Annotated in this window: 10 protein-coding genes; 5 read left to right on the top strand and 5 right to left on the bottom strand. The window is 65.3% G+C overall.

Annotated elements, in window-relative coordinates; genetic code table 11:
- Nucleotides 1–17 precede the first annotated feature (17 nt).
- From CD932_RS12580 to CD932_RS12570, 3 genes are read left to right on the top strand one after another with little or no spacing between them, the layout of a single operon-like run.
- Nucleotides 18–1,352: a sigma-54 dependent transcriptional regulator gene (locus tag CD932_RS12580; protein ID WP_094442940.1), complete on the top strand. Its 1,335-nt coding sequence runs from the start codon at nucleotides 18–20 to the stop codon at nucleotides 1,350–1,352.
- A complete protein-coding gene (locus CD932_RS12575; protein ID WP_094442939.1) occupies nucleotides 1,352–2,698 on the top strand; it encodes a PAS domain-containing sensor histidine kinase in 1,347 nt (448 codons plus the stop codon). Before CD932_RS12580 ends, CD932_RS12575 begins: the two co-directional genes overlap by 1 nt.
- On the top strand, nucleotides 2,695–3,474 hold the full coding sequence (locus tag CD932_RS12570; RefSeq protein WP_094442938.1) for a spermidine synthase: 780 nt from the start codon (nucleotides 2,695–2,697) through the stop codon (nucleotides 3,472–3,474). Before CD932_RS12575 ends, CD932_RS12570 begins: the two co-directional genes overlap by 4 nt.
- 10 nt (nucleotides 3,475–3,484) lie before the next feature.
- Here CD932_RS12570 and CD932_RS12565 read toward each other — a convergent pair whose 3' ends face one another.
- On the bottom strand, nucleotides 3,485–4,957 hold the full coding sequence (locus CD932_RS12565; RefSeq protein ID WP_094442937.1) for a PLP-dependent aminotransferase family protein: 1,473 nt from the start codon (nucleotides 4,955–4,957) through the stop codon (nucleotides 3,485–3,487).
- Nucleotides 4,958–5,066: 109 nt separating this feature from the next.
- On the opposite strand from CD932_RS12565, the gene CD932_RS12560 reads away from it, so the two are divergent.
- Entirely contained in the window at nucleotides 5,067–5,735 is a 669-nt protein-coding gene (locus CD932_RS12560; protein ID WP_094442936.1) for a pyridoxamine 5'-phosphate oxidase family protein, read from the top strand.
- Nucleotides 5,736–5,810: 75 nt separating this feature from the next.
- Nucleotides 5,811–6,635 carry a class I SAM-dependent methyltransferase gene (locus tag CD932_RS12555; RefSeq protein ID WP_094443617.1) on the top strand — a complete coding sequence of 275 codons (825 nt, stop codon included), beginning with the start codon at nucleotides 5,811–5,813 and terminating at the stop codon, nucleotides 6,633–6,635.
- A gap of 45 nt (nucleotides 6,636–6,680) precedes the next feature.
- On the opposite strand, the gene CD932_RS12550 is transcribed toward CD932_RS12555, so the two are convergent.
- The 4 genes from CD932_RS12550 to CD932_RS12535 form a co-directional block, all read right to left on the bottom strand.
- Nucleotides 6,681–8,330 (bottom strand): serine hydrolase, encoded by a 1,650-nt coding sequence (locus CD932_RS12550; RefSeq protein ID WP_094442935.1) that lies wholly within the window; start codon nucleotides 8,328–8,330, stop codon nucleotides 6,681–6,683.
- Between the two features lie 20 nt (nucleotides 8,331–8,350).
- Nucleotides 8,351–10,210: a M1 family metallopeptidase gene (locus CD932_RS12545; protein ID WP_094442934.1), complete on the bottom strand. Its 1,860-nt coding sequence runs from the start codon at nucleotides 10,208–10,210 to the stop codon at nucleotides 8,351–8,353.
- 128 nt (nucleotides 10,211–10,338) lie between these two features.
- On the bottom strand, nucleotides 10,339–12,726 hold the full coding sequence (locus CD932_RS12540) for a M1 family metallopeptidase (protein ID WP_094442933.1): 2,388 nt from the start codon (nucleotides 12,724–12,726) through the stop codon (nucleotides 10,339–10,341).
- Nucleotides 12,727–12,841: 115 nt separating this feature from the next.
- Nucleotides 12,842–21,523: a glucoamylase family protein gene (locus CD932_RS12535; RefSeq protein WP_369679831.1), complete on the bottom strand. Its 8,682-nt coding sequence runs from the start codon at nucleotides 21,521–21,523 to the stop codon at nucleotides 12,842–12,844.
- Between the last annotated feature and the right edge of the window lie 185 nt (nucleotides 21,524–21,708).

The following is a 21,708-nucleotide window of genomic DNA, read 5'->3' as shown; positions in this document are numbered from 1 at the left end:
AATGTTATGCTGCGCGCATGCCTACCGTACTGATTATTGACGACCATGCCGCCGTGGCGATCGCGCTCGAAGTGCTGTTTTCCCTGCACGAGATCGACGCCATCAGCGCCGCCACGCCCGAAGCGGGCCTGGCGCTGCTCGAACGCCATGCCGTCGACCTGGTGGTGCAGGACATGAACTTTTCGGCCGACACCACCTCGGGCGAGGAAGGCGCCGCGCTGTTCCACGCGATCCGCGCGCGCTACCCCGACCTGCCGGTGATTTTGCTCACCGCCTGGACCCAGCTCGATGCGGCCGTCGACCTGATCAAGTCGGGCGCGGCCGACTACCTGGCCAAGCCCTGGGATGACCGGCGCCTGGTGGCCAGCGTGCGCAACCTGCTGGAGCTGGGCCAGGCCAACCGCGCCTTGCGCGCGCGCGTGGTGGCCGAACAGCGCCAGCGCCATGCGCTGGAAGACGCGTTCGATTTGCGCGGCATGGTGTGGCAGGACGCGGCCACCGAGCGCGTGGTGCACCTGGCCTGCCAGGTGGCGCGCGCCGACGTGCCGGTGCTGATCTCCGGCCCGAACGGCAGCGGCAAGGAGCGCATCGCCGCCATCGTGCAAGCCAATTCGCTGGTGGCGCACGGCCCCTTCGTGGTGCTCAATTGCGGCGCCGTGCCGGTCGAGCTGATCGAAGCCGAACTGTTCGGCGCCGAAGCGGGCGCCTATACGGGCTCGACCCGCGCGCGCGACGGCAAGTTCGACGCGGCCGACGGCGGCACCCTGTTCCTCGACGAGATCGGCAACCTGCCGCTGGCCGGGCAGATGAAACTGCTGCGCGTGCTGGAGACCGGCCGCTTCGAGCGCCTGGGATCGAACCGCGAGCGGCAAGTCAAGGTAAGGATCATCAGCGCCAGCAATGCCGACCTGGCGGCGATGATACGTGCCGGCACCTTCCGCGAAGACCTGTTCTACCGCCTCAACGTGATCGAGCTGCGCTTGCCGCCGCTGGCCCAGCGCCCGCTCGATATCCTGGTGCTGGCGCGGCATTTCCTGGGCGCCGAAAAAACCCTGGACGCGCAGGCCCAGGCGGTGCTGCTGGCGCACGGCTGGCCTGGCAATGTGCGCGAGCTGAAAAACGTCATGCAGCGCGCCAGTCTGCTGACGGCCGGCAGCGTGATCCACGCGCCCGAGCTGGGCTTGCCAGCCGCGCCCATCGCGCCAGCGGCCGCGCTGGAACCGGACCGCGACAGCGTCATCGACGCGCTGGCGCGCGCGCATGGCGTGGTGGCGCAGGCGGCGCAGGAACTGGGCCTGTCGCGCCAGGCCCTGTACCGGCGCATGGAGCGCCTGGGCATCGCGCGCGGCTGATGGCACCGAAGACCATGCGCCTCTCGCTGCTCACGCGCTGGACGGCGCTGGTGGCCACCCTGCTGGTGCTGGGGGTGGCCATCGCCCTGCTGCTCGCGCATTATTTCCCGGGCCAGCCGCTGCTGGTGCTGGGCGCCACCCTGCTGTGCGTGCTGCCGGTGGCCATCATCACCATCCGCGCCCAGCTGCAGGCGATGCTGTCGCTGTTTCGCGCCCTGTCGGGTACGGTGGCCAGCTACCAGGACGGCGACTTCGGTTTCAGCCTGAGCTGGCCGCAGAACGATGAACTGGCCGACCTGGTGGCGGCCCACAATGCGCTGGGCAGCGTGCTGCGCAAGCAGCGCCTGGACCTGGTGCAGCGCGAACTGCTGCTCGACACCATGGTGCAGAACACGCCCGTGGCCATGCTGCTGGTGGCCGACGGCAGCGCCATCGTCTACGCCAACCTGGCCGCGCGCCAGCTGCTGCACCACGGCCGCCGGCTCGAAGGGCGGCATCTGTCCGACATCGTCAGCGAGGCGGCGCCGGCCCTGGCCGAAGCGCTGGCGCGCGGCAACGACGGCCGGGTTGATACCTTATTCTCCAGCGGCGAAGGCGAGCAGGAAGAGGTGTATCACCTGGCCCGGCGCAGCTTCAGCCTGAACGGGCGCCGCCATGAGCTGCTGCTGCTGCGCCAGTTGACGCTGGAGTTGCGGCGCCAGGAAGTGCGGACCTGGAAAAAAGTCATCCGCGTGATCAGCCATGAGCTGAACAATTCGCTCGCGCCGCTGGCCTCGCTGGCCCATTCGGGCGCCGAGCTGGTGCGGCGCGGCCAGACCGAACGGCTGCCGCAAATCCTCGCCACCATCGAGGAGCGCACGCGCCACCTGGAAAGCTTTATCCTCGGCTACGCGCGCTTTGCCAAGCTGCCCGCGCCACGCCTGGCCAGTTGCGCCTGGCCGCCGTTTCTCGACAGCCTGGCGGCGCAGGCGGTCTTCACGCTCGAGGGCGAACCACCCGCGCAGCCGGCCATGTTCGACGCGGCGCAGCTGCAGCAGGCGCTGCTCAACCTGCTGAAAAATGCACTGGAATCCGGTTCGCCAGCGGACAAGATCGGCCTGCACGTGAGCCATGCGCAGGGCATGCTGCGCATCGAAGTGCGCGACCGGGGGCCGGGCATGAGCGGCGCCGTACTGGAAAACGCGCTGGTGCCGTTCTACTCCACCAAGCGCAGCGGCACCGGCCTGGGGCTGGCGCTGGCGCGCGAAATCGCCGAAGCCCACGGCGGACGCATCACCCTGTCCAACCGCGACGGCGGCGGCCTGGCCGTGGTCATGATACTGCCGGCTGCTACACTGGCGACATGACCATCGAATTTACCTCCAACACCAACGCCGCCTTCAGCCATCCCGGCCACCCGCCGGCCACCATCACACAGCACCGCGGTATCCGCTACATGCACCTGGGAACCAAATGGGTGCAGGGCGCCATGCGCCTGGACAAACCCGACGCCATCGAGCTCGAATACGTGCAGATGATGATGATGTGGATGCTGTTCAAGAGCGAGCCAAAACGCATCGTGCAGCTGGGCCTGGGCAGCGCCGCGCTGACCAAGTTCAGCTACCGCCGCTTTCCCGGCGCCACCGTGACGGCGATCGAACTCAATCCCAACGTGATCGCCCTGTGCGGCGCCCAGTTCGCGCTGCCGCCGAACGACGATCGCCTCGACGTGCGCGAAATGAATGCGCTCGACTTCGTGCTCGACCGGGCCAACCACGGCACGGTCGACGTGCTGCAGGTCGACCTGTACGACGAGCAAGCGCGCGGCCCCGTGCTCGACACGCTTGAATTCTACCAGGCCTGCGCTGACTGCCTGACCGACGACGGCATCATGTGCACCAATGTGTTCGGCGACTTTCCCAACTACGACAAGAACCTGCAGGCGATGGAACTGGTGTTCGACGCCGTCGTCTGGGTGCCTGAAGTGGAAGACGAAAACATCGTCGTGCTGGCGTTTAAAAAGTCGCCGTTGCTCGACTTCAGCGAGCTGTATGAACGTGCGGCAACCATCAAGAAACAGTTCAACCTGCCGGCCAAGAACTGGGTCAACGGCTTGAAGCAGTGGATGCTGGACCAGCAGTAAGACGGCAGCCTCATGCGGGCAGCAGCGCGGCCAGGCGGCGCGCCAGGCCATCCATGTGCCCGGCCGGTACCTGCGCATAGCCAAGCAGGAAACCGTTCCAGCCGGCCCGCTCGTCCGTAGCGTGCGCCGACAGCGCCAGCGCCACGATGCCGTCCTGCGCGGCGCGCCGGCTCAGCGCCAGGTCGTCCCATGCGGGGTCGTCGAAGCGCAGCGCCAGGTGCATGCCGGCCGAGCCGCCATGGATGGCGGCGCCGGCGCCGGCATGGCGCGCCAGCGCCTCGCTCAAGGCATCGCGGCGCTGCCGGTACAGCCGGCGCATGCGGCGCACATGGCGCGCAAACAGGCCGCTGCGCAAAAACTCGGCCAGCGCCAGTTGTTCGGCCACGCGCCCGCGCACGGCGCCCTGCGCCTGCATCTGCCCGAACGCGGCGGCCAGCGCCGCCGGCACCACCACAAAGGCGATGCGCAAGGCGGGAAACATGGTCTTGCTGAAGGTGCCCAGGTAGACCACCGGCGCCTGCGCCACCAGCCCCTGCATGGCAGCCAGGGGCGGCCCGCCATGGCGAAACTCGCTGTCGTAATCGTCTTCGATGATCAAGGCGCCCACCGCGCGCGCGCGTTCGAGCAGCGACATGCGCCGCGCGGGACTGAGCACGCTGCCGGTCGGGTACTGGTGCGAGGGCGTGGTGTAGATCAGGCGTGGCCGATATCGTTGCCAGTCCTCGTCCGTCGGCGCCATGCCATCAAGATCGACAGGTATGCCCGTCACCTGCAGGCCGGCGCCGCGGCCGGCCGCCAGCGCGCCGCCATAACCGGGATGCTCGATCCACAGGGTATCGCCCTGGTCGGCAAAGGCGCGCAGGCACACATCCAGGCTGCTCTGCGTGCCATCGGTGATGAACACCTGCGAGGCATCGCACACCACGCCGCGCGCGGCGCGCAGATGGTCGGCAATGGCAATGCGCAGCTGCGGCTCGCCGGCCGGATCGCCGTAATTGAGCTGGCGCGGCGTGAGCGCGCGCCAGGCGCGCTCCAGCATGCGCCGCCACTGCGCCAGCGGAAACTCGTCGAGCGCCGGCACGCCGGGCGCAAACGCGCCCATCGCATCGGCAGGAAACACCAGTGACGCATTGGCATCGTGTTCACCGACGCCGCGCAGGTGGCGCGCGCGGCGCGACAGGCCGTCAAGGCTGCCGGCGGCCGGTGGCGCCAGTTGCACGCCGGCCGTTCCCGCCACCACGGTGCCGCGCCGGTCCGGCAGCACAAAGCCTTCGCTGGCCAGCTGCTCATAGGCGTACAGCACCGTATTGCGCGCCACGCCCAATTCGGCGGCCAGCACGCGCGTGGCGGCCAGGCGCGTGCCCGGCGCCAGCTGGCCGCCGCGAATCGCCGCGCGCAGGCATTCATGCAGCAGGCGCTGGCGCGGCCAGCGCCGTTCGCGGTGCGCGCGCTCGAAGGCGGTCAACAAGACACTGTAGTCCAAGGTAGCGGCCCCTTTCGTGGCTCCAGAATATTCATCACTGCTGGATCTTTTTTCAGAACCAGACAGCGATTATAGTGCAGCCTTGCCCATCATTTGCAGGAGCACCGCCATGACAAATTCCGTGAACCTTCCTACCCCGCCCAGCCTGCGTACCCGCGTGCGCCGAGTGGCCGAACTGGCCAGCTACGAGCAGGCCACCCTGCACGCCATTATCGACGACGCCTACCTGTGCCATATCGCCTTTGGCGACGAGCACGGCAGCCACTGCATCCCTACCGCCTGCTGGCGCATCGACGGCCATCTGTACATCCATGGCTCGAACGGCAGCCGCATGCTCAGGCAACTGCTCAAGGACGGCGATGCCTGCGTGACCATCACCCACCTCGACGCCCTGGTGCTGGCGCGTTCGGCCTTCAACCATACGATGAACTACCGTTCGGCGATGATCTACGGGCAGTTCGAAAAAGTGGACGACATGGCCCAGCAGCATGTGGCGATGGAAGCGCTGATGGACAAGCTGGCGCCGGGCCGCCAGGCGCACGTGCGCGCTGGCAGCGCCAAGGAATACGCCGCCACCACCGTGCTGCGCATCGCGCCGCTGGAATGCGCCGTCAAGCAACGCAAGGGCGGCCCGCTCGACGACGCCGGCGATATGGCGCACGCAGTCTGGACCGGGGAACTGCCTTTTGTGCACGGCCGTGGCCCGGCCGTCGCCGACCTGCTCTGTACCAGCGAGACACCGGCGTACGTCAAGGATTGGGCGCGCGAATACGCTTGACCGGCCAGCGTGCTTGCCTGATGATCGACCTTGATGGCGATCGCCAGCAACACACAATCATGAATGGAGCAGATGATGATCAAGCGAGTAATCCTGACCACCGCCCTGGGCGCGGCAATGGCATTGGTGGGTGGCGCGGCGCTTGCCGCAGAGAATGGCGACGCGGCTTTGAAGGCGGCCATTGCCGGCAGCGCGCGCCTGCCCGCCAACGTGGCGCGCGATGGCGAGCGTCATCCGTATGAAACCTTGCGCTTTTTCGGCATCAAGCCAACCATGACGGTGGTCGAACTGGCGCCGGGCGGCGGCTGGTACACCGAAATCCTGGCGCCCTATCTGCGCGAGCAGGGCAGCTTGATTGCCGCCGGCAGCGACCCGCAAGGCAGCGAAGGCGCGCGCCGCAGCGCCGCCCGCTTCCAGCAAAAACTCGACGCCAACCCTGCCGCCTTCGACAAGGTGAAAATCGGCGCCTTTGCGCCACCGACCACCTACCGCATCGCACCGAAAGGCACGGCCGACATGGTGCTGACCTTCCGCAATATCCACAACTGGATCCCGATCGGCGACGAGGGCTTGAAGGTGCTGTTCAGCCAGGTCCATGACAGCCTGAAACCGGGCGGCGTGTTCGGCGTCGTCGAGCACCGCCTGCCGGCGAACAAGGCGCAGGACGCCAAGGCCAGCACCGGCTACATGCATGAAGCGTATGTGATCAAGCTGGCCGAAAACGCCGGCTTCAAGCTGGCCGGCAAGTCGGAAATCAACGCCAACCCGAAAGACAAGGCCGACCACGAAGGCGGCGTGTGGGCGCTGCCGCCCACCTATGCCAACAAGGATGTGGACCGCGCCAAATATGAAGCGATCGGCGAGAGCGACCGCATGACCTTGAAATTCGTCAAACCATAATCACCATGCAGAAGGCCACCTCGCGGTGGCCTTCTGCATTCTCCGTTATTTCTTTTCTTCCTTCGCCTTGACCGGCACCAGGTTCAAATCCTGAAAGTCGTAGCTGAAGTCGGTTTCTTCCGATACCGGCTCCATCTTCACGCGGTCGATGCTGCCGTCCGGCTTCAAGGAAAACGTCACGTAGGCGTCGGCGTTGAAGTTGCGTTCCTTCCAGCGCACGATAAAAGTGTCATGCTGCCAGTGTTCCAGTTCGCCCGTCAGGTCGGGGGTGCGCGTAAAGCTCAGGATATGCTTCTTGCCCTGCGGCGCGATCACCACCTTGCCATACCACGCGTCTTCATACTCGCCGTCGTAGGACGCCAGCGGCAGCGACGGCTGCGATTTCGCGGCGCGCGCTTTTGACGCCTTGCCCTGTTTCTTTACCTCTTCCGCATGCATGTCCTGCTCCACCTTCGACACCAGCGCGATCCAGTCCGACGGCCGGGCGTTCAGGTAATGGTCGACGATGCGCCACTGCAGCGCCGTCATCGAACCGCCGTTCTCCGCATTGGTCAGAATCGCCACGCCCAGCCTGGCTTGCGGCACCATCAGCACGCGCGAATAAAAGCCCTGCAGCGCGCCGCCGTGCATGGCCACTTTCATGCCCTGGTAGTCGCGCAGCTGGAAGCCCAGGCCGTAGGCGCTGAAGTTCGGTTTGGTCGCCGCCAATTCCGGCTTCGGCTCGCCGATCTTGACGGGGGTTTGCGCGGTCCACAATTCTGCGGCCTGCTTTTCGCTGAACAGGCGCGCATCCTTGCCGTCCTTGTCCTGCACGCCGGCAATCTTGCCGCCGTCGAGCAGCATCATCATCCACTTGGCGATATCTTCCGCATTGGTGTTGATGCCGACCGCGCCCACGGCATTCGGTACCGGCATCGACTTGACGGCGGCGAGCTTGCCATTGATCTTGCTGTGCGCGCTGGCGACATCGGCATTGCCCGCGTTTTCGGCCAGGCTGGTGGTGGTGCCCGTCATGCCCAGCGGCGCCAGGATGCGCTCGTGCATGGCCTGGCCCCAGCTCTTGCCGGTTTTCTCGGCGATGATCTTGCCGGCCACGATATAGAGCAGATTGTCATACGCGTAGCTGGCGCGAAAACTGGTGGCCGGGCGGATATAGCGCAGCTTTTCGATGATCTCGTCGGTGGAAAACGTGGTGGTCGGCCACCACAGCAGATCGCCCGCGCCCAGGCCCAGGCCACTCCTGTGCGTCAGCAGGTCGCGGATGGTCATCTCGCCCGTCACGTAGGAGTCGTGCATCTGGAAGCCGGGCAGGTGTTTCGTGACCGGATCATCCCAGGCCAGCTTGCCTTCGTCGACCAGCATGGCCAGCGCGGCGGCCGTAAAACCCTTGGAGTTCGACGCCACTTCGAACAGGGTCTTGCTGTCCACCGGCGCCGGCTCGCCCAGTTTGCGCACGCCGAAACCGGTGGCGGCAATGACCTTGCCGTCCTTGACGATGGCGATCGCGATACCGGGCACGTCAAAAGTCTTCAAGGCGCTGTTGACGTCGGTTGCCAGGTCAAACGCAGGCACTGGCGTGCTGGCCACGACAGGCGCGGCAGGGACAGCATCGGCGGCCAGCGCCGGTAAAGCAGCGCCGGACAACGCCAGTACGAGGGCGGCGGCAAGGGTATGGAGAGAATGCTTGGAGGTCATGGTCAGGTTCCGAATAGGGTTCAATGTGCTTGTGCGGCCATCAATTTGTCGACGCTTTCCTGCGTCACCGGGTGGTAGCGTTCGCGTGCCTGGGCATACACGTCTTTCGCCCATTGCTGGCCCTGCGGCGTCTTCATCAGCGCGCCGTACAGCGGCACCACGAACTTCTGGCGGCCCACGCTCATCAGGAACGCTTGCAGCGGCGCGCTGACGTCGTAGCCGACGTTCACCGACGCCAGATAAAAGCGGTAGGCCACTTCATTGTTGCCGCTCCTGCCCACGCCATACACCTGGTCGAGCTCGCGCAATTGCGCGGCGCTGGCGCGGCCGTTGATATCGTTCAAAAAATGCATGGATTCAATCGCAAGCCACCTGTCCATGCCCAGCTCTTTGGTCGACAGCGCGCCCTTCAACCAGGCGTCGCGGTGCTGGTCGAGCAGCGCCAGGCGCGGCGAGATGACCGGTTTGGCGCTGGCCGGCACTTTGGCGCCGTACAGCCACTCGTTCAATTGAGCGTCAGGCATCACCTCGGGATGCTGCGCCAGCAGGTTCTTGCGCAGGTAGGCAATGAACTGGTCGGTCGTCACGCTCTGGAAGGCATGCTGGTCGAACCAGCCGCGCAGGAAAGCATCGAACACGGTGCGCCCGGCGCGCCGCTCCATGGTGGCCAGGAACCAGGCGCCTTTCGGATAGATGATGCCGTCGTCGGTATAGGTCTCGGCCGGGTTGGCGTCGGCGTCGCGCGTGACGAGCGCCGTTTTCGCGGCCGGCAGTTCCTTGATCGCTGCGGCCAGTTCTTCCTGGTCGACCTGCACGCCCATCTGCGCCACCTCGCTGCCATAGAGCTGCTCGACGATGCGGGTGGTGACGTAGGTGGTAAAACCTTCGTTGAGCCACATGTGCTTCCACGAAGCGTTGGTGACCAGGTTGCCCGACCATGAATGCGCCAGTTCATGCGCGATCAGGTCGACCAGGCTGCGGTCGCCGGCGATCATGGTCGGCGTCAGAAAGGTCAGGCGCGGGTTTTCCATGCCGCCATAGGGGAAGGACGGCGGCAGCACGATCATGTCGTAGCGCCCCCAGCGGTATGGGCCATACAGCGACTCGGCCGCCTTGATCATTTTCTCGGTGTCGGCCAGTTCATACTCGGCGGCCTTGATGCGCGGCGGCTCGGCATACACGGCCGAACGCGGACCGAGCTTGCGTACTTCCAGTTCGCCGATCGCGATCGCCAGCAGATAGGACGGAATCGGCTGCGGCATGCGGAAGGTCCAGCCGCCTTTGCCGGTGGCTTTTTCGTCATTCTCGGCGCTCATCACCACGCGCATGCCGGCGGGCGCCTCGATGCGCGCACGGTAGGTAAAGCGCACGGCCGGGGTATCTTGCGACGGCACCCAGGAACGGGCGTTGATGTTTTGCGACTGGCTGAACATGAAAGGCAGCTTGCCCGACATGGTCTGCTGCGGCGTGAGCCACTGCAGCGCGATGGCGCCCGGCGCCGTGTGGTAGTACACGCGCACTTTTTCCGGCTGGCCGGTGGTGGTGATGCGCAGCGCCTGGCCCTTTTCGGCATCGGCGGCGTCAAGCTGGAACGGCGCCATCTGCCACGCACCGCGCCGGTCCTGCACCTGCACTTTGGCGATCGCCAGGTCGCGCGTATCGAGCACCAGGGTGCGCGCGGCAGGATCGATCCATTTGAGGGTCAGCTCGGCGTAGCCGGACAAGGTCTTTTGCGTGAAGTCCGCCTTCAGGTCCAGCTGCAGGTCGCGCGTGCGCACCTGGTCATAGCGCGCATAGCTCAAGGGATCGGCGTGCGCGGCCAGGCTGGCCTGGCACAGCAGCGCACAGCCCAGGGCGCGCAGGAAAGTCATCGTTTGCATGGTCGTCTTTTGAATGATTTGCGTTAAGCCCCGAACATGGTGGCCGGGGCGTCGCGCAGAATAGCACTTCCGGCAGGGGCTGGCAGAAAAAAGCGCCGGACTGGCCGGCGCTACTCATTGTCACTGTTTCACTGTTTTACTTCCGGGGACTTCTCGGCTGGCTTCAACGACGTATTGAAATCCTTCATCAGATTGTTCTTGTCGCGGTCCAGCTTGAACAACTCCAGGCGCGATGGCGTGATTTTGCGCGGCCAGGCGTTGTTGCTGGTGTCGATGTCGGCCGTCTCCCAGTACGGGTCCTGCACCAGCCCCACCATCGGCTCGTCGGTGACGATCACCTTGCTGATTTTCGCCGGCGAATAGCGCCACACTTCGGCCGGCACGCGCTCGATGATCTTCTTGCCGCTTTTCAGTTCGATCTCGAGGATCAAGGGCATCACCAGGCCGCCCAGGTTGGAAAAGTCGACCAGGTACAAATGCTTGCCGGCGTTGCGCTGCGCCAGCAGTGTGCGCTGCCACGGCTCCAGCCCTTCCAGCTCTTCGGCATGGCTGTTGCGGTCCTTGTTGGTGACCGTGAAATCGTCGTGGCGGTTATAAAAATCTTTCAAGGAAGGGTCCTGGTCGATTTTCTTCGGCAGCGCGCGGTTGCGCTGCGCCGAGATCGACAGCGGCTGCGCATCGTGCTGCGCCTTTTTCCAGGCCTTTTCGATTTCCGGGTCTTTGGTGCTCACGCCATATTCGCTGATGCCGTCGATGCTGATGTCGACTGCGTCGGTGGTGTAGAACCAGCCGCGCCAGAACCAGTCGAGGTCGGTGCCGGAAGCGTCCTCCATGGTGCGGAAAAAATCGGCTGGCGTGGGGCGCTTGAACTTCCAGCGCTGCGCATACTGCCTGAAGGCGAAGTCGAACAGCTCGCGCCCCAGTATGGTTTCGCGCAGGATGTTGAGCGCCGTGGCCGGCTTGTCGTAGGCGTTGGCCGAAAACTGCAGCAGCGACTCGGAGTTGGTCATGATGGGCACCTGGTTCTGGCTGCGCATATAGTCGACGATCTTGCGCGGCTCGCCATTCCAGGAAGGAAAATCGTCTTCCCACGCCTGCTCGGCCAGGTACTGCACGAACGAGTTCAGGCCCTCGTCCATCCAGGTCCATTGCCGCTCGTCGGAGTTGACGATCATCGGAAAATAATTGTGACCCACTTCGTGGATGATCACGCCGATCAGGTCGTACTTGGTCTTTTTGGAATACGTCAGTTCGCCCGTCTTCTTGTCCTTGACGGGGCGCCCGCCGTTAAAGGCGATCATCGGATACTCCATGCCGCCGACGGCGCCGTTGACCGACAGCGCCACCGGATACGGATAGTCAAAACTGTACTTGTTGTACTGCTCGATGGTGTGCGCCACCGCGCGCGTGCTGTATTGCTGCCACAGCGGATTGCCTTCGTTCGGATAGTAGGACATGGCCAGCACGCGCTTGCCACCGCTGTTGACGCCCTGCGCATCCCAGATGAACTTGCGGCTCGACGCCCACGCCGCGTCGCGCACATTGGCCGCCTTGTAGTGCCAGGTTTTCATGGCTGTGCTGCGCGTTTTTTCCGCCGCCAGCGCTTCCGCCGGCGTGATCACCATCAGCGGCACGTCGCTCGCTTTCGCCCGCGCCAGCCGTTCGCGCTGCACGCTGGAGAGCACCTCGCGCGGGTTTTGCAGTTCGCCCGTGGCGGCTACCACATGGTCATTTGGTACCGTCAGGTACAAATCGTAATCGCCAAATTCGAGCGTGAATTCGCCCGAGCCGAGAAACTGCTTGTTCTGCCAGCCAACGGCGTCGTAATAGGCGGCCATGCGCGGAAACCACTGCGCCACCTGAAAGATCGTGTTTTTATCTTCTTCAAAATACTCGTAGCCGGAACGCTCGACCAGCACCTTCTGGTCGTTGATCAGATAGGACCACGCGATATGGAAGGTGATGCTCTGGCCCGGCGCCAGCGCCACCGGCAGGTCGATGCGCAGCATGGTCTGGTTGACCACGTGCGCCAGCGGCTGGCCGCTGGCCGAGGTGATGGCGCCAAGCTTGAAGCCGCCGTCGAATTCGCGCCCCGCATGGATGGCGCGCAGGTCCTCGAACTTGAGGGCCAGTTCTTCGTCGCCGCTGAGCCAGGCCTGGCGCGACGGCGCACTGAGCACGCGGCGCTGGTCGGCGTCCTTGCGCAGGCCGTTCTGGTCCAGCTGCAGCCACAGATAAGCCAGGCTGTCGGGCGAGCGGTTGTGATAGGTGATCTGCTCGCTGGCGGTAATCGCGCGGCGCTCTTCGTCGAGGGTGGCGCGGATCACGTAATCGGCGCGCTGCTGCCAGTAGGCGTGGCCGGGCGCGCCCGAGGCGGTGCGATAAGTGTTCGGCGTGGGCAGCAGTTCTTCGAGCTGGCGGAACTTGTCATCGAACGGCGCGGCCGGGCCGCACAGGCCAGGCAGGGAAACCAACAGGGGCAGACACAGGGCAAGCAAGCGGACCAGGACCGGCATGACGCATTCCATCGTAAAGGGGGACAGCCTGCATTTTATGTCGAGTCCGTTTGCAAACCAATCATTGTTAACCATGGCCTGCCCGACACCTTGCACCGGCGCCCCCTTCTACAAGCTACACGCGCAGCAGCACCGTGTATTCGCGCTTCTCGTCGCGCAGGGCGATGGTGTCGCCCGCCACCGCCACGCCGTCGACGCTCAGGCCGGCCGCTTGTCCCTGCGCCTTTTCCACCGTGATGGCGTAGCTGCTTTCGCCAAAGCGGTAGTGCAGCTTGAAGGTATTCCACTCGGCCGGCAAGCTTGGCGTCAGGCGCAGCCGGTCCGCTTCGCGCGACACGCCCAGCAGGGATTCGACGATCAGGCGGTACAACCAGCCCGACGACCCCGTGTACCAGCTCCAGCCGCCGCGCCCGACATGCGGCGAGACGGCATACACGTCGGCCGTCACCACATACGGTTCGACCTTGTAGCGCGCTACCGATGCGGCGTCTTCGCCATGGCGCACGGGGTTAATCATGCGCATCAGCTCCCAGGCTTTTTCGCTGTCGCCCATGCGCGCAAACGCCATCGCCGTCCAGATCGCCGCATGCGTGTACTGGCCGCCGTTTTCCCGCACGCCCGGCACATAGCCGCGGATATAGCCGGGGTTCAGGTCGGCCTTGTCGAACGGCGGATCGAGCAACTGGATCACGCCCGAATCGCGGCGCACCAGGCGCGCATCGACCTGGCGCATGGCGCCGGCCACGCGCTCCTTGTTGGCCGCGCCCGACAGCACGCCCCAGCTTTGCGAAATCGAATCGATCTGGCATTCGAGGTTGGTGTGCGAACCGAGCGGCGTGCCATCGTCAAAATACGCGCGGCGGTACCACTGGCCGTCCCACGCATGCTCTTCGACATTGGCGGACAATTTGGCCGCCTCGTCGCGGCAGAACTGGGCAAACTTCGTATCGCCGCGCAGCACCGCCACTTCGGCAAAGCGCTGCAGCACTTCATACAGGAAGAAGGCCAGCCACACGCTCTCGCCCTTGCCATGCTCGCCCACCTTGTCCATGCCGTCGTTCCAGTCGCAGGAACCCATCAAAGGCAGGCCGTGCACGCCCATGCGCAGGCCATGGCGGATCGCCCGCACGCAATGTTCGTACAGGTCGGCCGATTCGTTTGACCGCACCGGCAAGTCGTAATAGGAATCTTCTTCCGGCTTGACGGCGCGCCCTTCGATAAAGTGCACTACTTCGGACAGCACATCGAGCTCGCCGGTGGCCGTCACATAGCGGCAGGCGGCCAGCGGCAGCCACAGATAATCGTCCGAGCAGTGCGTGCGCACGCCGCGGTCCGACGGCGGATGCCACCAGTGCATCACGTCGCCTTCGAGGAACTGGTGCGCGGCACTGACGAGCAAATGGCCGCGCAGCAGCTCCGGCTTGGTATGGATCATCGCCATCGCGTCTTGCAGCTGGTCGCGGAAGCCGTAGGCGCCGCCGGACTGGTAGTAGCCGCTGCGCGCCCACAGGCGGCAGGCGATGGTCTGGTACATCAGCCAGCCGTTGGTAATCACGTCCAGGGTCGGCTCGGGCGTTTCGATGCGCACCGCGCCCAGCGTGCTGGCCCAGTGCGCGCGCACATTGGCCAGTGCATTGCGCGCCGCATCCTTGCCCATGTGACGCTGCACCATGGTGCTGGCGTCGGCATTGCGGCGCCCGCCCACGCCGAGGATAAAGACGATTTCACGCTCCTGCCCCGGTTGCAGTTCGAACGGCACCTGGATCGCCGCGCAGGCGTCGAGCCCCGTGCCGGCCTTGCCGGACAGGCGCACGCGGCGCAAGGCGGCCGGCTGCGCCAGGCTGCCGTTGCGGCCGATGAACTCATTGCGGTCGCAGGTGATCGAGCGGATGCTGGCGTCGGTATTGAAAAAGCCCACGCGGCCGGAAAACTCGGTGTTGTAGTTATTGCGCGCAAACAGCGCGCCGCTGATGGAATCGACTTCCGTCACCACATGCATGCCGGACTTGGCGCGCAGGTCGGCCAATACCCATTCGATGTAGCCGGTGACGGACAGGCGGCGCGCCGTGCCGCTGTCGTTGCGCAGCTTGACCACCGCATACTTGACCGGCGCGTCCAGCGCCACATAAGTGCACAGCTCGCTGGAAATGCCGCTTTCGCAGTGTTCGAACACGCTGTAGCCGAAGCCGTGGCGCGTCACATAGTCGCCGCTGCCGCGCGCCGGCAAGGCCGTCGGCGACCAGAACTGGCCGCTTTCCTCATCGCGGATATAGAACGCTTCGCCCGACAAATCCGAGACCGGATCGTTGTGCCAGGGCGTGAGGCGAAATTCATGCGCGTTCTCGCTCCAGGTATAAGCCTGGCCGCTTTCCGACACCACGGTGCCGAACTGCGCATTGGCCAGCACATTCGACCATGGCGCCGGCGTGCGATGGTCCTCGCCGGTGGTGATCACGTATTCGCAGCCATCGGGCGTAAAGCCGCCGAGGCCGTTTTCCAGGATCAGCTCACGCCTGGCTGCGCGGTGCGGCGCGAGGACGACTTCGCGTCCGCCCTCAAGCATCAATGGCGGCATGCGCAACACCGGGCTGGCAGGCCGCTTGACCTGCTCGGCCAGGGTACCGCGCGTGTCGCTGATGATGGCGCGCGCCACCGATTGCAGCAAGATGCGGTCTTCGTTGGCGATCTGGTCGGCCAGGCGCACGAAGATGCCGCCCGGGCGGTCGATCGCCTGCGCGTCGATGCCCGAGGCGATCAGGCCCATGATCTGTTCCTGCAGCAGCTGGCGGTAGCCGGACTGGTCTTCGTACCAGATCACCAGGTCGACCACCAGCCCTTTGAGGCGCCAGTAGGCGTGCGCCTGCACCATTTGCCGCGCCAGCTCGATATTGGCCGGGTCGCGGATCTGCAGCAGCACGATCGGCAGGTCGCCCGAAATGGCATAGGCCCACAGGCCGGACTGGCCGCGATGGTTCTTCAGCAAAATGCTGGCGTCGGCGCGCAGCGAGGCGTTCGGATAGATCACGGCATTGGCCAGGCGCGCATAGAGCTGGGCGTCGGCTTCGCTGGCGTTCAACTGGCGCAGCACCACCTGGCTGTGGGTCCACGCCAGTTCGAACACGCGGTCGGCCAGGTGGCGGTCCTGGTATTTGTCGATCAGGTGCAGCGCCGCTTCGCGCTGCTCGACCATGCCCGTCACGCAGTCGACCGTAATGGCCTGGTCGGGCGCCAGGGTGAGCACGTAGCGGATCGCCACCACCGGATCGAGCACCGAACCCTGGCCGCCGCTCAACGGCCCGTCCTGCTGCAGCGCCAGCGGCAGCTGCGCCGTGTTGCCGCGGCCGATAAAGCGCGAGCGGTCGGTCTCGAACGAGACCTCGTAGCCGCTGGCGTCATGCACTGTCATCACATGCAGCAGCCACGGCATCTGCTCTTCTTTCGAGCGCGGACGGCGCGTGCACAGAATCGCGTTTTCCTGCGCCAGGATTTCCGTTTGCACGAACAGTTTGCTGAACGCCGGATGGGCCGCATCGGCCGCCGACGGCGCCATCACCACTTCGGCGAAGCTGGTGATCTCGATGCGGCGCTGGCGGTTCGAATTGTTGCTGATGCGGGTGCGGCGGATCTCGATATCGTCCTCGGGCGAGACGACGATTTCCGTGTACAGCTCCAGCCCATGGTCGGCGCGGCGGAACTCGGCGCGCCCTTCCGAGAAAATCACTTCATATTTTTTCGGCTCGACCAGGGTCGGCTGGTAAGTGGTGGACCAGACATCGCCTTCGTCGAGGTCGCGCAGGTAGCAGAAATTGCCCCAGTTGTCGCGCGTGCTGTCTTCGCGCCAGCGCGTCACCGACAGGTCTTTCCAGCGGCTGTAGCTGCCGCCGGCATTGCTGACCATGACGTGATAGCGGCCGTTCGACAGCAGCTGCGTTTCGGGCACGGCGCTGTTGGCCTGCGTGAGGACGCGCATCGGCATGGTCTGCTCGGTGGCGCCGGTGCGCAGTACCGCCAGTTCGGCCGTGTTCGAGTAAAAGGCACCGGCCTGCGGCGTGCGTTCCTGCAGCACCAGCAAGGCCGACTGCAGCAGCGGATCGGATTCGAAACGGCGCTGCATCGGGCGGTCGTGCAGCAGGTAGCTGAGCGCCAGGAAACCCATACCCTGGTGGTGCACCATGTAGGAACGAATGACGGCGCTGGCCTGGCCGCGCGGCAGGCGCGCCACCGTGAAGTCGATCGCTTCAAAAAAGCCGTAGCGCCCCATGTAGCCGGCCGCCTGCATGCGCTGCAGGTTCTGGCACGACGCTTCCGGTTGCACCATCAGGCCCATCATGCTGGCGTAGGGCGCGATCACCAGATCGTCGGCCAGGCCGCGTTTCAAGCCCAGGCCCGGCACGCCGAACGCGCGGTACTGGTAATTGAGGCTGGCGTCGACCGTATTGTAGCCCGACTCGGATACGCCCCACGGCACGTCGCGCTGGCGGCCGTAGTCGATCTGCGCCTCGATCACCGAGTGGTAGGTCTGGTCGAGCAAGGTGTTCGGGTAGTTCGGCATCACCAGGAGCGGCATCAGGTACTCGAACATCGAGCCGCTCCACGACAGCAGCACCGGCTGGCCAGCCACCATGCACAGCTGGCGGCCAAGGGCAAACCAGTGCTCCTGCGGCAGCTGGCCCTGGGCAATCGCAATAAAGCTGGCCAGGCGCACTTCGGAGGCCAGCAAGTCGTAATAGCTGGCGTCGAGGCGGCGTTCGCTGACGTTGTAGCCGATGGCCAGCAGCTTGGTCGACGGGTTGTACAGGAAGGCGTATTCGATCTGCGCGAAGTCGCGTGCCTGGCCTGCGGCCTGGGCGATGTCGCGCACGTTCTGGATCGCCTGTTCGCGGCCTTGCGCCACGAGGCTGGCCAGCTCGGGCAAGGTAGCCGGCGCCGCTTCGAACGTTGCCAGTTCGCGCAGGGTCGGCACGCGCGAAAGCGAAGCATCGAGGCCCGCATGCGCGGCCCACGGCGCCAGTTGCAGCAGTTCGGCCAGGGCCGCGCGGCACTGGCGCGCCAGCGCATCGCTCCACATGGCCAGCTCGCTGTCGCCGCCTTGCAGCGACAGCAGCGCGTCGGCGGCGCTGCTGGCCGCGCTCAGCCAGGCATGCCACTCGGGCAGGCTGGCCGGCGTGGCGTCGGCCAGCAGCAGCGCCAGCGCTTCGTGCGCGCCCCTGGCGTCGCTGTCGACGGCAAGAAACTCCCGCAGCACCTGGGCCGTGGTGCGGATGCCTTTGATCAGCTGCGCGCCGATGATGGGTGCGTCATACAGTTCGACCAGGCCCGGCTGCAAGGTGAGCAGGTGGCCGGCCAGGTTGCCGCTGTCAACCGTCGAGATATACATGGGCTGCAGCGGTTTCAAGGTCTGCGTGTCGTACCAGTTGTAAAAATGCCCCTGGAAGCGTTCCAGCTCGCCCATGCTGTGCAAGGTGGCGCGACTGCGTTCGATCAGCTGGCCCATGGTGATGTAGCCGAAATCGTAGGCGGTCAGGTTGGCCAGCAGCGCCAGGCCGATATTGGTCGGCGAGGTGCGGTGCGCCACCACCGTGCTCGGGTGCTCCTGCATGTTATCGGGCGGCAGGAAATGGTCGTCCGGGCCGACAAAGGTGTCGAAATAGGCCCAGGTCTTGCGCGCCACGCCGTGCAGGAACTGGCCCTGCTCGGCCGACAGGCGGGCCACGGCGCGCTTGATCGGACGGCTGATGCGCCAGGCGATGGCGGGCGCGGCCAGCCACAGCACGAGGATGATGGCGGCGGCCGGCAAGGCTTCCGGGCGCCAGTGCAGCAGCGCGGCAAAGGTGGCCAGCGCCAGCAGCGGCGAGCACCACATGGCGCGCCAGCTATCGCCCGGTTCGCCTTTGGTACTGTGCAGGTTCGAGGCGCGCCAGTCGAGCAGATGCTTGTGCGAGACGGCCAGGCGCCACAGCGTGCGCACGATGGCGTCGACGCTGATGAAGGCTTCATACGGCAGGAACACCAGGGTCAGCATGGCATGCGAAAACTGCACGCCGCAGCGGCGCTCGAAAGCGGCCAGGTGCTGACGCCACAGCGTGTCGCCAGGTTTGCGCAGCAGGTCGTACAGGGCCGAGACCACCGGCGGCAGGAAAATGATCGCCAGCACCACCGCGCTCCAGAACGCCACGTGTGGCAGCAAGCCCCAGGTCAGCAGCAACGAGGCGGTGGTGGCCGGCGCGACCAGGCTGCGGCGCAGGTTGTCGAACAGCTTCCAGCGCGACAGCATCGACAGCGGATTGCGTTCGCGCTTGCCGCCACGGCCGGGCACGCGGCCCAGCAGCCAGCCGATCAGTTGCCAGTCGCCGCGGATCCAGCGCTGGCGGCGGCTCACATCGGCGTCGTAGCTGGCCGGATATTCTTCATACAGTTGCGAGTCGCTCAAGAGGCCGGCGCGCAGGTAGCAGCCTTCGAGCAAGTCGTGGCTGAGGATCTTGTTGTCGGGCAGGCGCTGGCCCAGCACGCGCTCGAACATGTCGAGGTCGTAGATGCCCTTGCCGATAAACGAGCCTTCGTAAAACACATCTTGGTACAGGTCGGACACGGTGCGCGTGTACGGATCGATGCCCGGTTCGCCGCCGCACAGCAGTTCGTACTGCGAGGCGTTGGCGCTGGGCAGGGCCACGGCCACGCGCGGCTGCAGGATACCGTAGCCGGCGATCACGCGCGAGCCGGCCGCGTCGAGCACGGGGCGGTTCAGCGGATGCATCATGGTGGCGACAAAATGGCGCGCCGCGTCGCGCGGCAGCTGGGTGTCGGTGTCGAGCGAGATTACGTATTTGATGGTGCGCAGGCCGCGCAATTGGCCTTCGACCAGCATGAATTTGTCGCGCGCGCCGCCGCGCAGGAACAGGTTCAGGTCCGACAGTTTGCCGCGCTTGCGCTCCTGGCCCATCCACGCGTTCTGCTGAGAATTGAACAGGCGCGGACGGTGCAGCAGCAGGAAGGGGCCGGCCTGGCCCAGGTCTTGCGGATCGGCCGGCTCGCCGTTGTCCTTGAACGGTTCGCCTTCGACGCAGTATTTCTGGTTCAGGCCACGGATCAGGGTTTGCGCCTGGTGCAGCAGGGCCTCGTCGCCGGGCAGCGTTTGCGTGGGCGCGTCGACAAAATCGGTCAGCAGGCAAAAGCGCAGGTTCGGGTCGCGGTTGGCCAGGTAGCGCACTTCCAGCGCTTCGCACAGCTCGGCCACGTTGGCTTCGCTGTAAATCAGCGTCGGCACCACCACGATGGCGCGCGCGTCCGACGGGATGCCGGCCTTGTAGTCCATGCGCGGCAGCGGGTGCGGCACGGTCATCAGGGTCGCCACCCAGTTGACCAGCGCGACGGCCAGCTGGCTGCTGCCCATCAGCGCCAGCACGCCCACGGCGGCCAGCGGCCAGCCCGACACGCCATAGCGCACGGCGCGCTCGAGCAGCAGTGCGCTGGTGGCCAGGCTCAGGAAAGAGATCGCCCCCAGGTAGACGGCCAGCGGCGCCGCGCGCGCAGTGTGTTCCAGCGCTTCGCGCAACGGCAGCCTGGCGCCGGCCTGTTTTTCCAGGATCAATACGCCGCGTCCGATCAGGTAAAAGCCGATATGGCCACGGCGCGTATCGATGCTCGCGCCATGCGTCTGCGCCAGTTGCACCGCCATCTCGGCCACTTCCATTTCGCTGCGCTCGCTGCGCCTGGCGATGCGCTCGATCGCATGGCGGTAGCTGTCGCGGGTGGCGAAGTCCATGGCGCCATAGGTGCCGGCCGGGTCCAGGCGCAAGGTCTGTTCGACCACGCTCATGGTTTCGACGAATTCCTGCCAGTCCATGGTGCCCAGAAAGCGCAGGCTGCCGATGCTGTTGGCGATCGACACCTGGTCGGCCGCCTGCTGTCCGATCTCGACCTGCACCTGCTGCTCGATGGTCAGGCCCGTTTCGGCCAGTTTATGCGTCAGCCACGACAGCGCGAGCGTCAAGGAAGGGCTTTGTCCCTGCAGCCGGCGCGACAGTTCGGCCACAAACGCGCTGCTGGTGGGCGGGTTGGAGCGCGCCATGTCGGCCACCAGCAGGATCAGGCCGCTGGGGTTGGTGTCGGCGATCTCCATCATCTTGTCGGCCCAGCCATTGGCCAGGTCGCGCTGCAGGCGGTCGTCGGCCACGCGCGCGGCCACGCGGCGCAGGTTCTCGATCAGCGCCAGGCGCAGCATGATGGGCACCGCCCACAGCTCGCCCAGGGTCAGGGTGGCGACGTCCTGGTAGGCTTCGACGAAGTGGCACAGGTTTTCCAGGTCCACGTGACCGTCGCCATGCGAGATGATTTCAAGCGCGATTTTATACACGCGCGGGCAGCCCGCATCCAGGCCGGACGTCAGGCGTGGCAATTCCTTGCTGTAGTTCTTCGGCAGGTGGCGCCGGGTGGTGCGGATCTGTTCTTCGATCAGGTAGAAATTATCGAGCAGCCATTCGGAAGCGGGCGTGACCTGGCGGCCGCTTTTCACGGTGGCCGTCAGTTCGTTGACGGTGGCCGTGATCAGCGCCGCGTTGTCGGCCAGGCGCGCCAGCAGGCGATCGCGGCCTTGCCGCTTGCCGACCGCATGGCCGGTGGCGACATGCTTGCCGTGCGCGGCCATCTGCATGGCGCTGAATAATTCCGAACGCAAGGGCAAGGCGTCGTCGCGCGCGGCATCGAAGCTCTCGCCCGCGCCGCCGCCATTGATATTGCCCCGGAAAATGTCCGTGAAACGGGAGAATTTTTCCCTGACTACTGCTGTGTACTCTTTCAACTTGGCCTCGCTCTAGTGCGCGCATGAAACGACGGCACCCGCCGCCAGGCCAAGGCCGGTTTGCGGGCGCAAAGCAGGCACTGACAAAGACGGAAAGCAAAGCGCCGGAGCGTTACGATGAATCTCAATCATCAGAAAGATTTTCTGAGCTTCATCGTAGGTGCGCGCCCGGCATGAGACCGTGC

The organism is Janthinobacterium sp. PC23-8, assembly GCF_002250505.1.
Lineage (GTDB): Bacteria > Pseudomonadota > Gammaproteobacteria > Burkholderiales > Burkholderiaceae_D > Janthinobacterium.
Note: the sequence above shows the minus strand (reverse complement) of the source record. Positions and strands in the feature narration are given on the sequence as shown.